10 protein-coding genes are annotated in these 13,086 nt (G+C 69.3%); 4 read left to right on the forward strand and 6 right to left on the reverse strand.

Going from position 1 to position 13,086, the window contains the following annotated elements:
* Positions 1-84: 84 nt before the first annotated feature.
* Together ahpF and ahpC are read right to left on the reverse strand one after the other, a co-directional pair.
* A complete protein-coding gene (gene ahpF, locus ABWV53_RS10230) occupies positions 85-1,653 on the reverse strand; it encodes an alkyl hydroperoxide reductase subunit F (RefSeq protein ID WP_353365490.1) in 1,569 nt (522 codons plus the stop codon).
* Between the two features lie 174 nt (positions 1,654-1,827).
* The gene (ahpC, locus tag ABWV53_RS10235) at positions 1,828-2,403 is read right to left on the reverse strand and encodes an alkyl hydroperoxide reductase subunit C (protein WP_353365492.1); all 576 of its coding nucleotides are present in this window, start codon (positions 2,401-2,403) and stop codon (positions 1,828-1,830) included.
* Positions 2,404-2,678: 275 nt separating this feature from the next.
* On the opposite strand from ahpC, the gene bfr reads away from it, so the two are divergent.
* The 3 genes from bfr (at position 2,679) to flhC (ending at position 4,572) form a co-directional block, all read left to right on the forward strand.
* Positions 2,679-3,155, forward strand: coding sequence for a bacterioferritin (gene bfr / locus ABWV53_RS10240; RefSeq protein ID WP_353365494.1), 477 nt, complete (start codon positions 2,679-2,681; stop codon positions 3,153-3,155).
* Between the two features lie 491 nt (positions 3,156-3,646).
* On the forward strand, positions 3,647-3,976 hold the full coding sequence (gene flhD / locus ABWV53_RS10245; RefSeq protein ID WP_353365496.1) for a flagellar transcriptional regulator FlhD: 330 nt from the start codon (positions 3,647-3,649) through the stop codon (positions 3,974-3,976).
* 56 nt (positions 3,977-4,032) lie between these two features.
* Positions 4,033-4,572: a flagellar transcriptional regulator FlhC gene (gene flhC, locus ABWV53_RS10250; protein ID WP_353365498.1), complete on the forward strand. Its 540-nt coding sequence runs from the start codon at positions 4,033-4,035 to the stop codon at positions 4,570-4,572.
* A gap of 281 nt (positions 4,573-4,853) precedes the next feature.
* Here flhC and ABWV53_RS10255 read toward each other — a convergent pair whose 3' ends face one another.
* Entirely contained in the window at positions 4,854-5,447 is a 594-nt protein-coding gene (locus tag ABWV53_RS10255) for a FlgO family outer membrane protein (protein WP_353365500.1), read from the reverse strand.
* Positions 5,444-6,064 (reverse strand): hypothetical protein, encoded by a 621-nt coding sequence (locus ABWV53_RS10260; RefSeq protein ID WP_353365502.1) that lies wholly within the window; start codon positions 6,062-6,064, stop codon positions 5,444-5,446. The genes ABWV53_RS10255 and ABWV53_RS10260 overlap by 4 nt, the downstream gene beginning before the upstream one ends.
* A 374-nt stretch (positions 6,065-6,438) precedes the next feature.
* Here ABWV53_RS10260 and ABWV53_RS10265 point away from each other — a divergent pair, with 374 nt between their 5' ends.
* Positions 6,439-7,833 (forward strand): AI-2E family transporter, encoded by a 1,395-nt coding sequence (locus ABWV53_RS10265; RefSeq protein ID WP_353365504.1) that lies wholly within the window; start codon positions 6,439-6,441, stop codon positions 7,831-7,833.
* Here ABWV53_RS10265 and yccS read toward each other — a convergent pair.
* Both yccS and ppc read right to left on the reverse strand, forming a co-directional pair.
* Positions 7,819-10,020, reverse strand: coding sequence for a YccS family putative transporter (gene yccS / locus ABWV53_RS10270; protein ID WP_353365506.1), 2,202 nt, complete (start codon positions 10,018-10,020; stop codon positions 7,819-7,821). The genes ABWV53_RS10265 and yccS overlap by 15 nt on opposite strands.
* Positions 10,021-10,094: 74 nt before the next feature.
* A complete protein-coding gene (ppc, locus tag ABWV53_RS10275) occupies positions 10,095-12,974 on the reverse strand; it encodes a phosphoenolpyruvate carboxylase (RefSeq protein ID WP_353365508.1) in 2,880 nt (959 codons plus the stop codon).
* Between the last annotated feature and the right edge of the window lie 112 nt (positions 12,975-13,086).

Below are 13,086 nucleotides of genomic sequence, written 5' to 3' on the forward strand. Positions count from 1 at the left end.
CACAAAAAAGGAGCCATCTTTCGATCGCTCCTTTTTTCATAGCGGGTCGCGCCTATGGCACAAGCGCTGGATCCACTTTTGACTTCAAGCCGGTGCCGAGGTGCGGATCAGGTGGTCGAACGCGCCCAGCGCCGCCTTCGCGCCGTCGCCGGCCGCGATGATGATCTGCTTGTACGGCACCGTGGTGCAGTCGCCGGCGGCGAACACGCCCGGCACGTTGGTGCGGCCATGCGCATCGACCACGATCTCGCCGAAGCGCGACAGCTCGACCGTGCCCTTGAGCCAGTCGGTGTTGGGCAAGAGGCCGATCTGCACGAAGATGCCTTCCAGCGCCAGTTGCCTGACGTCTTCGGTGGTGCGGTCCTTGTAGGTGATGCCGGTGACGCGGTTGCCGTCGCCATTCACCTCGGTGGTCTGCGCGTTCAGGATCACGTCCACGTTCGGCAGGCTGCGCAGCTTGCGCTGCAGCACGGCGTCGGCCTTCAGCTCGCCGGCGAATTCCAGCACCGTCACGTGGCGCACCACGCCGGCCAGGTCGATGGCCGCTTCCACGCCCGAGTTGCCGCCGCCGATCACCGCCACGGCCTTGCCCTTGAAGAGCGGGCCGTCGCAGTGCGGGCAGTAGGTCACGCCCTTGGTGCGGTACTGCTCTTCGCCCGGCACGTTCATGTTGCGCCACCGGGCGCCGGTGGACACGATGACCGAGCGCGACTGCAGCTTGCCGCCGTTCTCCAGCTCGATCTCGATCAGGCCGCCTTCGGTGGCGGCGGGCGTGAGCGAGCGGGCGCGCTGCAGGTTCATCAGGTCGACCTCGTAGTCGCGCACGTGCTGCTCCAGCGCGGCGGCGAACTTGGGGCCGTCGGTCTTGCTGACCGAGATGTAGTTCTCGATGTCCAGCGTGTCGTTGACCTGGCCGCCGAAGCGCTCGGCCGCGATGCCGGTACGGATGCCCTTGCGGGCGGCATACACCGCGGCCGCCGCGCCGGCGGGGCCGCCGCCGACGATCAGCACGTCGTAAGGCGCCTTGGCCGACAGCTTGGCGGCCTCGCGCTTCGCGGCGCCGGTGTCGAGCTTGGCGACGATCTCCTCGATGCTCATGCGGCCCGAGCCGAACACCTGGCCGTTCATGAACACCATGGGCACGGCCATGATCTCGCGGTCGGTCACTTCCTGCTGGAAGGCGCCGCCTTCGATGATGGTGGTCTTGATGCGCGGGTTGAGGATGGCCATGAGCGACATCGCCTGCACCACGTCCGGGCAGTTGTGGCAGGTCAGGCTCATGTAGACCTCGAAGTCGAAGTCGCCTTCCAGCGCCTGCACCTGCTCGATCACGTCCTGCTCGACCTTCGGGGGGTGGCCGCCGGTCCACAGCAGCGCCAGCACGAGCGAGGTGAACTCGTGGCCCAACGGCAGGCCGGCGAAGCGCAGGCTCGTCTGCGTGCCGGCGCGCTGCAGCGTGAAGGACGGCTTGCGGGCGTCGTTGCCGTCGGTGCGCAGGCTGATCTTGTCGCTGCGCAGGGACTGGATGGTTTCCAGCAGCTCGCGGGTCTGGGCCGAGGTTTCGCTGCCGTCCAGCGACGCCACGATCTCGAACGACTGCGTCACGCGCTCCAGGTAGGCGGAAAGTTGGGATTTGAGGGTGTCGTCGAGCATGGCGGTGTCCTGGTGAATGTCGAAGGGTGGGCACGGGTGCGCTGTCCGCGAAAACGGCAGAAAGCGCTGAAAAATGGGCGAAAAAAAGCCGGACGGCAGAGCGCACAGGGGCGCCCTTGCAGAAGTCCGGCCTGGGAAGCGCGCAAGGCGCTCCCGGATCGCGCTGGCGGGCGCTTAGATCTTGCCGACCAGGTCCAGCGAAGGCGTCAGCGTCTTGGCGCCTTCCTTCCACTTGGCGGGGCAGACCTGGCCAGGGTTGGCGGCGGTGAACTGGGCGGCCTTCAGCTTGCGCAGGGTTTCCGACACGTCGCGGGCGATTTCGTTGGAGTGGATTTCCATCGTCTTGATCACGCCATCGGGGTTGACCACGAAGGTGCCGCGCAGTGCCAGGCCTTCTTCGGGGATGTGCACGCCGAAGGCATTGGTCAGCTGGTGCGTGGGGTCGCCCACCAGGGGGAACTTCGCCTTGCCGACGGCGTCGGAGGTTTCGTGCCAGACCTTGTGCGAGAAGTGCGTGTCGGTCGTGACGATGTACACCTCGGCACCGGCTTTCTGGAATTCGGCGTAGTTGTCGGCCGCGTCTTCGATCTCGGTGGGGCAGTTGAAGGTGAAGGCGGCAGGCATGAAGATCAGCACCGACCACTTGCCCTTCAGATCGGCTTCGGTCAGTTCGACGAAGTCGCCCTTGCCGTCGCGGTTCACGAAGGCGGTGGTCTTGAAGGGCTGCACTTGCGTATTGATCAGGGACATTGCTTTTTCCTTTAAGAGTGAAGCGGTTGGTAAGAACAAGGCTGAAGTCTAGAGGCAAACCACCAATCGATCCAATTAATTGGCTTCATCCTTTTGATTGTCTATGACTATCAAAATTGATGGTGGTTCGATCCAGGCGATGACGCGCAACGAGAAAGCGACTCAACATCACACGCACGCAGACCGCCCGGGCGGGGTCATGCCTTGTGCCGCTAGGCCGGGGTCACGACAATGGCGCCGTTCATACACCTAGATAGAAGCAAGAGGAGAGCCCCATGAAAGGCGACGACCAAGTCATTGCGCACCTGCAGGCGCAGCTGAAGAACGAACTCACCGCGATCAACCAGTACTTCCTGCACTACCGCATGCTCAAGCACTGGGGGTTCGACCGCCTGGCGAAGAAGGAATACGACGAGTCGATCGGCGAGATGAAACATGCCGACAAGCTGATGGACCGCATCTTCATGCTGGACGGCCTGCCCAACCTGCAGGACCTGGCCAAGCTGCAGGTCGGAGAGGACGTGCCCGAGATCCTGGAATGCGACCTGCGCTCCGAGCTGGGTGCGCAGGCCACCATCAAGGCCGGCATCGCCCACTGCGAGACGGTGCGCGACTATGTCTCGCGCGATCTGCTGCAGGGCATCCTGGACGACACCGAGGAGCACATCGACTTCCTGGAAACGCAGATCGACCTGATCGGCAAGGTCGGCGTGCAGAACTACCTGCAGTCGCAAATGGGCGACGAGGACTGAGCGGCCCCGGGGCCGGTCACGCCGCCGCCCCATTCGCCATCCAGCAACGGGCTTCGGCCCGTTTTTTTTCGCCTGCGTGCAGCGGTCGTGCGGTCGGCAACCGCTAGCATTTTTGAATCATTCCAAATGGACGGATAAGCCGTCGGAAACCCACCGTTGGCCGGCCTTTCGGGCCGGCGCCGATATGTAACAGTCGGGCGGCCCAATCCCTGCCCGAGGCACCCGCTCCGGCGCACGGCAGCAAGGCGCCAGCGGGCCGCCGACCACGCCCACCGAGGGACAGGCGCGCCGGCGGCGGCAGGCCACCGGCACGAGGCCGGACAGGCTTGTCAGGCAACTTCCTACAAAGCCGGCGCGCCGACCAGACACCACGCGCAGCGAGGCCCCGACTTAATTTTTGTTTGGGCCGAATTCACAATCCATTTCAACGGATCGGGCAACACATGCAGACCGCATGCAACGCCCACCGGGTACTGGAAAAAGGATTGAACATGACCTCCGAACAACTTCTCGCAGAAATCCGCGAAGCCAACCTCACTTACCTGATGCTGGCCCAGACGCTGATCCGCCAGGACAAGGCGGAGGCGGTGTTCCGCCTGGGCATGAACGAGGACTCGGCCGACCTGCTGGCCTCGCTGTCCTCGGCGCAGGTGCTCAAGCTGGCGTCCCGCAACACCCTGCTGTGCAGCTTCCGCATGGACGACAGCCTGGTCTGGAGCCTGCTGACCAACCACAACACGCCGCGCAAGGTGGGCAACGAAGCGACCAACGCGCTGCACGCCAACATCCTGATGGCCAGCCGCGTGTCGGAAGTGCTGTAGAGCACGCCTCTCGCCCTTCTGCTTCGCCCCCACCCACCGCATCCCGAAAGCCCGTCATGTCCGCACCCGTCAAGAGCGTCCTGAACGAATCCAAGCAGATCGAGCGCGCCGCGCTGCTGATCCAGATGGGCGCCCGCATGCAGGTGCTGGAATCGGAAACCACGCTGTCCTACGAGCGGCTGATCCGCCTCTACAAGGAAATCGCCGGCAAGTCGCCGTCGAAGGGACAACTGCCCTTCTCCACCGACTGGTTCCTCACCTGGCAGGAAAACATCCACTCCTCGCTCTTCCTGAACATCTACGAATACCTCTCCAAAGGCGTGGACCTGGACGCGGTGGAACTGCTCACCAAGGCCTACCGCCTCTACAACGAACAGGTGGAAACCGCCGGCATCGAGCCGCTGCTGTCCTTCACCCGCGCCTGGCGCCTGGTCAAGTTCGTCGATGCCGGCATGCTGACGCGCACGCAGTGCTCGCAGTGCAGCGGCCAGTTCGTGACCGAGCTGTATGAAAACCGGGGCTATGTGTGCGGCCTGTGCAACCCGCCTGCCCGCGCCGGCAAGAGCAAGAGCGCTGGCGCATTGATGCTGCACTGAATCGCTGTCGGCAGAAGACAGGCAAGGGGCCTCTGGCCCCTTTTGCGCTTGTGGATCCAGCGCATATTGCTACGATAACGATAGCAATTTGCACTCCGTGCGGCCGAAGGTTGGGCCGCCGTTGGATGCGGGCACCGGAAGCGGCCCTGCAGCGTCCGCGCAGGCCATCAACGTGCACCCGTCGTGGCGCGCGTTCGCCACTCCATGACGCGGCCGCGCGACTGCGCGGGCCGTCGCGCTGGAGCGCAGCCGCGGGCCCTTGACCAGACATCACTGCGCTGTCACAGCGCCATCGCCAGCCCGCGCACGGTCGCGTCCATCGGCAAGGCGTAGTCGCAAGCGGCCAGCACCGTGTTGCCGATGGGGTTGACCAGCTTCAGGCTGACGAAGACCGCCCCGCTGGACACCGCATAGGTGCCCACCACCACGGCCTGGGCGGACTGTGCCTGCGTGACCTCGCGGGCCTCCCGCGACAGCAGCAGTTCGCCTTGGCTCGGCCGCATCGCCAGCGTTTCCCGCAGTTTCAGCTCGGTCACGCGCACGCCGCGCTGGGCCAGACGGCCCGCCACGTGTTCCGTGATGACGCGGCCCAGGCGCGAGGATTCGTGCAGCCGGTCCAGTTGCACGACGGTGGCCACCAGCACCGGCAGCGCCGGGTCGAGCGGCGCGGTCTGCAGCAGCACGTCGGCGGCGCGGTAGTTGGCCTCGACCAGATCGAACGGGTCGGAGGGCGCGGCGCTGCCGTAGTAGTAGCGTGCGCAGCCGGTGCCGCCCAGCGTCGCCCAGGCCGCCATGCCCAGCGCGGCGGCGCGCAGCAGCCGGCGCCGGGGCGCCTGCACCGCAGGTACGTTCAGCACCGCAGGGGTCGCGTTCATGGCACGACCCTCCAGGTGCGCAGGGCGGGCGCCGGCGCGGGGGTCGGCAGCGGCGCACGGGATTGATAGAGCGCCGCGTCGTCCTGCGCGATGGACACCACGCCCGAGGTGCGCACCAGGATGCGCTGCTCGCGCTCGAGCGACGTCGTCACCAGCACCTCGGTGCGCAGCGCGCCGCCGGCAACGTCGGGCGTCGGCCACGCCGCCGGCACCCGGTCGGGCCGCACCCCGTCGGCCACCCAGGGGCCTTGCGAGACGGGCGCCGCGCCGGCGTGGTGCTGCACCAGTTGCGTGAAGACGCGCAGCTGCAGCGGCGCCTTGTCGGTCGTGACGGCGACGCCGCGCTCGACCAGCCGCGTCACCACCAGTTGCGTGAAGCCGCGGCCGAAGCCGGAGTCGCCTTCCACCAGCACCACGTCGATCGGGTGTTCGCCGGCTGGCCATTCGCGCAGCCGGTCCGCCACCTGCGCGGCGACGTCGGCGGCCAGCATGTCCCAGTGCTGCGCGGCCGCCACGGTCTTCTGGGTGGACGGGGCATGTGCCGCCGGCACCGGCAGGTCTTGCGGCGGCGCGGCGCAGCCGGACAGGCCCACGGTCGCCAGCAAGGCGGTGGCCACTGCGGCAACCGGGAAATGGGGGCGGGCAAGGGCGCGCGCACGGGGTCGAGAGAGCATGGACGACATGCTAGGGCAGCCCCAGGGAGTCGAATCGGCCGAACAGGCCGGGTTTTGCCATGCAGCTCGGTCGCTGAGGCGGCTGGCGCGGCGGTGGGGGGACAGGGGCGGCGCGCGCCCTGGCGGGGCCACGGCATCGATTGCTATCATACTCATAGCTACAGGCGCTTGATTCGCAAGCGCCACCGGCCATTTTCATTGCAGAAACTGGCCGCACGAAGAACCGGCGCGGCTGCCCGGGGCGGCCCATGGCGCCCTGCGGCCCTGCGGTGGCCGCCTACGCACGCCGCGGCATGCGCCGACGCACAATCTCGGGCATGCCTGAAACGCCCCCTTCCGCTGCCGTCCCTGGACGCCACCCCACCGAGCCGTCCACCCCCGCGGCGGAGCCGGCCGACGCCGCCGGCATCGTGGCCGAAGAGCCACCGGCCGCCCCGGCGCCGCGGCGCACGGCGCCCGCCGATGGGGCCGATACGGCCGACCCGGGCGCGGCCCGCGCGCCGGCGGAAGTGCCCATCGGTCCGCCGGCGGAGGAGCCCTTCGCCAAGATCGTGACTCCGCCGGCCGACCCCACCCTCACGCCCCAGGCGGCCGCCGCCGTGCAGGCCGAGGCGCAGCGTGTGGTGCTGAACATGCCGGTGGACATCCGCAGCCTGTCGCTGGCGCTGCTGGCGCTCTTCGCCAGCATCGCCGTGCTGCACTGGGCGAGCGCCGTGTTCATCCCGCTGATGCTGAGCGTGCTGCTGACCACGTCGCTGCAGCCCGCCGTGCAGTGGCTGTACCGCTGGCACGTGCCGCGCTGGGCGGGGGCGGGCATTCTGCTGCTGAGCATCGTGGGCGGCCTGGGCACGACGGCCTGGAAGCTGAGCGACGGCGCGACGCAGCTGGTCGAATCGCTGCCGGTCGCCGCCCGCAAGGTGCGCGACGCGGTGCGCACCCGCGTGAGCGGCCCGAGCCCGCTGGACACGGTGCAGCGCGCCGCCAGCCAGATCGAACAGGCAGCGGCCAGCACGCCGCCGCAGACCCAGCGCGGCGTGCAGCGCGTGGTGATCGAGCGGCCGCCGTTCAACATCCGCGACTACGTCTGGAGCGGCACCATGGGCCTGGCCTCCGCCGTGGGCCAGATGACGGTGGTGATCTTCCTTACCTTCTTCTCGCTGGCGTCGGGCAATCTCTTCAAGCGCAAGCTGATGCGCATCGCCGGCAGCAGCCTGGAGCGGCGCAAGATCACGGCGGCGGTGCTGGAAGACATCACCGGGCAGATCCAGCGCTACCTGCTGGTGCAGGTCTTCACCAGCGTGCTGGTGGGCCTGGCGACGTGGGCGGTCTATGCGGCGCTCGGCCTGCAGAACGCGGCGGTCTGGGGCGTGGTGGCGGCGGCGCTGAACCTGGCGCCCTACATCGGCTCGGTGGTGGTGACGGGCGCCTCCGGCCTCGTCGCCTTCCTGCAGTTCGGCACGCTGGACATGGCCATCGCCATCGGCGGCGCCTCGCTCATCATCCACACCATCATCGGCAACCTGGTCACGCCGTGGCTCACCAGCCGCACCAGCGCCATGAGCCCGGTGGCGGTGTTCGTCAGCGTGCTGGCCTGGGGCTGGCTGTGGGGCCTGTGGGGCCTGCTGCTGGGCATTCCGGTGATGATGATCGTCAAGGCCGTGTGCGACCGGGTGGACGACCTGCGACCGGTGGGCGAACTACTGGGCGACTGACGGCGCGCCCCGGGGGTGCAGCGATGCCGGCCCCGCCACCAGCTGGGCGGCCCCTTGAGCCAGCGGCGCGATCTGGCGGCACACCAGCGCCAGCTGGTTCAGCACCAGCCGCAGCGGCTCCTGCGCGCCGTCGGCCTGGCGTTCCAGCGCGTCGGCCAGCGCGGTCGCCGCGCCGTCGTCGGGCGCGGGCGGCTGGCGCTGCGACAGCGCCTGCGCGATCTCGTCGATGCGCCGCGCCGCATGCTCGGCGGCGCGGGCGACCAGCGGGTCGGTGTCCTCCACCGCCAGCTGGCCGCGGTGCGCGCCCAGTGCCGACAGGAAGTTGAGCAGCGTGTGCGACCGCACCAGCACCTGCATGCCCACCCCGGCCTGGCGGCGCACGGCGCGCGGCTCCTGCAGCATGTGCGAGAGCGCGGTCGAGAGCGCCGCATCGGCGTTGTGCGCGGTGCGGCGGGCCAGGCGGTAGTCCAGGTCGTCCACCTTGCCGGTGGCGTACTGCGACATGATCTCGCGCAGGTAGAGGCCGTTGGCGCGCACCGCCTGGGCCACCACGGCGGCCAGGCGCCGGCCCTGCCAGTCGGGCAGCACCAGGAACATGGCCACCGCCGCGATGGCGCTGCCCACGAGCGTATCCAAGAGGCGCGGCCAGATCAGCGCATAGCCGTTGCCGGTGCTCTGGTTGAAGCACATCAGCACCAGCAGCGTGATGGCGGCGGTCGCCGTCAGGTAGTGGCGTGTGCGGGTGACGAAGAACAGCACGCCCGAGGCCACCGCGAACAGCGCCTGCAGCGGCAGGCTGGGAAAGAGCCGCAGCAGCGCCCACCCCGCCACCAGCCCCACCGCCGTGCCCGCCACCCGCTGCGTCACCTTCGACAGCGTGGCGCCGTAGGTGGGCTGGCAGACGAACAGCGTGGCGAGCGGAATCCAGTAGCCGTGGGTGGGGTCGGTGAATTGCATCGCCGCGCAGCCGGCGGCCAGCGCCAGCGACAGCCGCACCGCGTGCCGCAGCAGCGGCGATCCCGCGTGCAGCTGCGCCTTCACCCGGCTCCAGGCATCGGCCAGCGAGCGCGGGGTGCGGTCCAGCAGGCTGCTGTCGCCCGGCCGCTCGCCGCCCTCGGGCCGGGCCGCGGCGGTGAGCTGCGCGTCCAGCGTGGCCAGGTTGCGGGCCAGCGCGCGCAAGGACCGCAGCGGGCGCTGCCAGGCGGGCTGCCGCTGCCGTTCCAGGTAGGCGATGGAGTCGTGCAGGTCGGCCAGCGCCCGCTCGGCCTCGCCGTCCCGCAAGAAGGGCTGGTGCAGCTGCAGCGCGCCCGCCAGCTGCGTGCAGTCCACGCCCTGCAGCTTCAGCACGCGCTGGCAGCGGTAGAGCACGTCGCTGTGGAACAGCACGTCGGCCCATTCGTTGTAGTGGTAGTGCGACGAGCTGGCCCGCTCGTGGATGTCCTGCGCGACGAAATACAGGTTCAGGTGGCGCAGCAGGCGGCCGGCGGGCGGCTGCCGGCCGAGGCGGGCGAACAGGCTCTCCTTGGCCGTGTTGAGCGCGGCCACCACGCGGCCGTTGGTCTGCGCCAGCGCCAGGCGGCGGCGTTCCATGTCCACCGCGCGCACCGGCTCGAACACGCTGGCCTTCAGGCGCAGGTAGGCGCCGAGTTCACGGTAGAGCCGCGCCAGGTTCTGCCGCACCGGCTGGTGCGGAAACAGCACGCACCACGCGAGCGACAGCACCCCATACCATGCCGCACCCGCCAGCAGCAGCACCGGCACGTGCCAGAACGCGGCGGCCTCGGCCTGCGGGCCGGGCGCCGCGCTGATGGCGGTGTAGAGCGCGAGGATCACCGTGGCCGAGGCGATGGCGCGGTAGCGCTCGCCCAGCGCGCCCAGCAGGGTGAAGCCGAAGGTGGAGAGCGCCAGCCCCGCCACGAAGGCCGCCGGCCACGGCAGCAGCGCCTTGACCGAGAACGCCGCCGCGGCAAAGCAGACCAGCGTGACCCCCAGCGCCCGCAGCCGGCCGCGCCAGCTGTCGTCGGTCTCGGCCAGCGCGCTGGCGATGATGCCGAGGAACGCCGGAATCACCAGCGGCACCTCGTCCAGCCACCAGCACAGCGCCATCGCGCCGCTGAGCGCCACGAACACCCGCAAGCTGTAGACGAACGCATCCTGCGCCCACAGGCGACGCAACCCCACTGTCATGGCACTTTGCACGATTTCCCACTTTCACGAAGACCCCGGCGGACTCGCAAGTTCCAAGCCGGGTGTCCGGCGCTTCAACCCGTGTTCCGCAGACCCGCCGCGATGCCGTTGATGGAGATGTGGATGCCGGTCTGCACCCGGTCGTCGCCCTGCCCGCCGCGCCAGCGCCGCACCAGCTCGACCTGCAGGTGGTGCAGCGGATCGATGTACGGGAACCGGTGGCGGATGGACCGCGCCAGGGCCGTGTTGCCGGCCAGCCGCTGGCGCTCGCCCGTGATGCGCACCAGCGCGTCGCCGGTGCGCTGCCACTCGGCCTCGATGGCGCCGAACACCTTGCGGCGCAGGCGCGCATCGGTCACCAGCTCGCTGTAGCGCGAGGCCAGCGCCAGGTCGCTCTTGGCCATCACCATGTCCATGTTGGACAGCAGCGTGCGGAAGAACGGCCACTGGCGGTACATCTTCTGCAGCAGGGCCAGGCGCGCCTTGGGGTCTTCGCCCGGCGCCTTGACGAACGCATCGACCGCCGAGCCGAAGCCGTACCAGCCCGGCAGCGTGAGCCGGCACTGGCCCCAGCTGAAGCCCCAGGGAATGGCGCGCAGGTCTTCGATCTTCTGGCTGGGCTTGCGCGACGCGGGGCGCGAGCCGATGTTCAGCTCCGCGATCTCGCGGATCGGCGTGGAATTGAAGAAGTAGTCGGTGAAGCCGGGCGTGTCGTAGACCAGCGCCCGGTAGGCGCGCATGCTGGCCTGCGACAGCTGCGCGGCCGCCTCCAGGAAGGCCTTGGTGGCGGGCTTGGTGGGCTGCAGCAGCGTGGCCTCCAGCGTGGCGGCGACCAGGGTTTCGAGGTTGCGCCGGCCGATCTCGGGGTTGGCGTACTTCGATGCGATCACCTCGCCCTGCTCGGTCAGGCGGATCTGCCCGCGCACCGTGCCGGGCGGCTGCGCCAGGATGGCCTGGTAGCTGGGGCCGCCGCCGCGCCCCACCGTGCCGCCCCGGCCGTGGAACATGCGCAGCTGGATGGGCGCGGCCGGCTGGGCGGCGGCGTTCATCTCGTCGAACAGCGCCACCAGCGCGATCTCGGCGCGGTAGAGCTCCCAGTTGCTGGTGAAGATGCCGCCGTCCTTGTTGCTGTCGCTGTAGCCGAGCATGATGTCCTGCTCGGCGCCGCTGGCGCGCACCAGGTCGGCGAACCCCGGCAGCGCGTAGAGCTCGCGCATGATGGGCGCGGCATTGCGCAGGTCCTCGATGGTCTCGAAGAGCGGCACCACGATCAGGTCGGCACGGGCCGCTGCGGCGGAACCCGGGGCGGCGTCGGCATCCAGCGTGCCGTGCATCAGGCCCACTTCCTTTTGCAGCAGCAGCACCTCCAGCAGGTCGCTCACCGTTTCGGTGTGGCTGATGATGTAGTGGCGGATCGCCTCGGGGCCGAAGCGCTCGCGCATCTGGCGGGCGGTCTCGAAGATCGCGATCTCGCCGGTGGTGTGCTCGGAATAGGCTGCGCCCACCACGCGCAGCGGCCGTGCGTCGCACAGCAGGCGCAGCAGCAGGGCGCGGCGCTGGTCTTCGGGCAGCGCGGCGTAGTCGGGCTCGACTCGGGCCGTGGCCAGCAGCTCGGCGATGACGCGCTCGTGCTGGTCCGAACTCTGTCGCAGGTCCACCGTGGCCAGGTGAAAGCCGAACACCTCCACCGCACGCACCAGCGGGTGCAGGCGCTCGGCGGCCATGGCGCTGCCGCGGTGCGAGCGCAGCGACGCCTCGATCACCCGCAGGTCGGCCAAAAACTCGGCGGCCGAAGGGTAGGCGTTCTGCGGCATCACGGCATGGCGCGCCGCGTCGCCGCCGGTCAGGTTCTTGAGCGTGGCAGCCAGGCGCGCATAGATGCCGGTGAGGGCGCGCCGGTAGGGCTCGTCCTGCCGGTGTTCGCTGGTGTCGGGCGAGCGCTCGGCGAGCTGCTGCATCTCGGGCGACACGCGCACCAGCCGGGCCGACAGCGAGAGCTCGCCGCCCAGGTAATGCACCTGGGTCAGGTAGTGGCGCAGGGCCACCTCGGCCTGCCGGCTGAGCGCGAGCGACAGCGTGGCCGCGCTCACGTTCGGGTTGCCGTCGCGGTCGCCGCCGATCCACTGGCCCATGCGCAGGAAGCTCGCCACCGGTTGCTGGCCCAGCTCGCGCTCCAGCTCGGCGTAGATCTTCGGGATCTCGGCAAGGAAGGTCGATTCGTAGTAGGAGAGCGCGTTCTCGATCTCGTCGGCCACGGTGAGCTTGGAATAGCGCAGCAGCCGCGTCTGCCAGAGCTGCGCCACGCGGGCGCGCAGGCCGGCCTCGTTGGCGGCCAGCTCGCGCGGGGTGAGCGCGTCGCGCGCGCTGTTGTAGAGCTGGGCGCGCGCGGCGATGTCGTCGCGCTCGGTCAGCAGCGCGGCGATGTCACGCTCGGCGTCGAGGATGCTCTTGCGCTGCACTTCGGTGGGGTGGGCGGTGAGCACCGGCGCCACGTAGCTCCTGGCCAGCGTCTGCGCGACGGTGCGCGGGGCGATGCCGGCCCAGCGCAGCCGCGCCAGCGCCACCTCGATGCTGCCTTCCTGCGCGCTGCCGGCGCGTTCGTGCACCGTGCGGCGGCGGATGTGGTGCCGGTCCTCGGCCAGGTTGGCCAGGTGGCTGAAATAGGTGAACGCCCGGATCACACTCACCGTCTGGTCGCCGGTCAGCCCCTTGAGCAGCTTCTTGAGCGCCTTGTCGGCCTCCTGGTCGGCATCGCGGCGGAATGCCACCGACAGCTTGCGCACCTGCTCGACCAGGTCGTAGGCGGCCACGCCCTCCTGCTCGCGGATCACGTCGCCCAGGATGCGCCCGAGCAGGCGGATGTCCTGGATCAGCGGCAGGTCCTTGTCCACCTTGCGAGGCGCGGAGGCCGGCGCGCCGGAGGTGGCCTCGGTCTTGCGGGAAGTCGCGTTCATGCAGGAGTCCTCCAGGCGCTGGGGCGCGTTGTCGTTGTGGTTCTGACGCCCGGTTGATCTGCGTCAAGCGGGCTGCTGCAGCGCACCATGCTAGCATTCCCCGCACCCCTCT

This window comes from Acidovorax sp. FG27 (assembly GCF_040365715.1).
Lineage (GTDB): Bacteria > Pseudomonadota > Gammaproteobacteria > Burkholderiales > Burkholderiaceae_C > Paracidovorax.

Coding starts and splice junctions, on each gene's coding strand:
- ppc (WP_353365508.1), bottom strand. CDS start 12,974: ATGAACGCGACTTCCCGCAAGACCGAGGCCACCTCCGGCGCGCCGGCC.
- flhC (WP_353365498.1), top strand. CDS start 4,033: ATGTCCGCACCCGTCAAGAGCGTCCTGAACGAATCCAAGCAGATCGAG.
- bfr (WP_353365494.1), top strand. CDS start 2,679: ATGAAAGGCGACGACCAAGTCATTGCGCACCTGCAGGCGCAGCTGAAG.
- ABWV53_RS10265 (WP_353365504.1), top strand. CDS start 6,439: ATGCCTGAAACGCCCCCTTCCGCTGCCGTCCCTGGACGCCACCCCACC.
- ahpC (WP_353365492.1), bottom strand. CDS start 2,403: ATGTCCCTGATCAATACGCAAGTGCAGCCCTTCAAGACCACCGCCTTC.
- ABWV53_RS10255 (WP_353365500.1), bottom strand. CDS start 5,447: ATGAACGCGACCCCTGCGGTGCTGAACGTACCTGCGGTGCAGGCGCCC.
- flhD (WP_353365496.1), top strand. CDS start 3,647: ATGACCTCCGAACAACTTCTCGCAGAAATCCGCGAAGCCAACCTCACT.
- yccS (WP_353365506.1), bottom strand. CDS start 10,020: ATGACAGTGGGGTTGCGTCGCCTGTGGGCGCAGGATGCGTTCGTCTAC.
- ahpF (WP_353365490.1), bottom strand. CDS start 1,653: ATGCTCGACGACACCCTCAAATCCCAACTTTCCGCCTACCTGGAGCGC.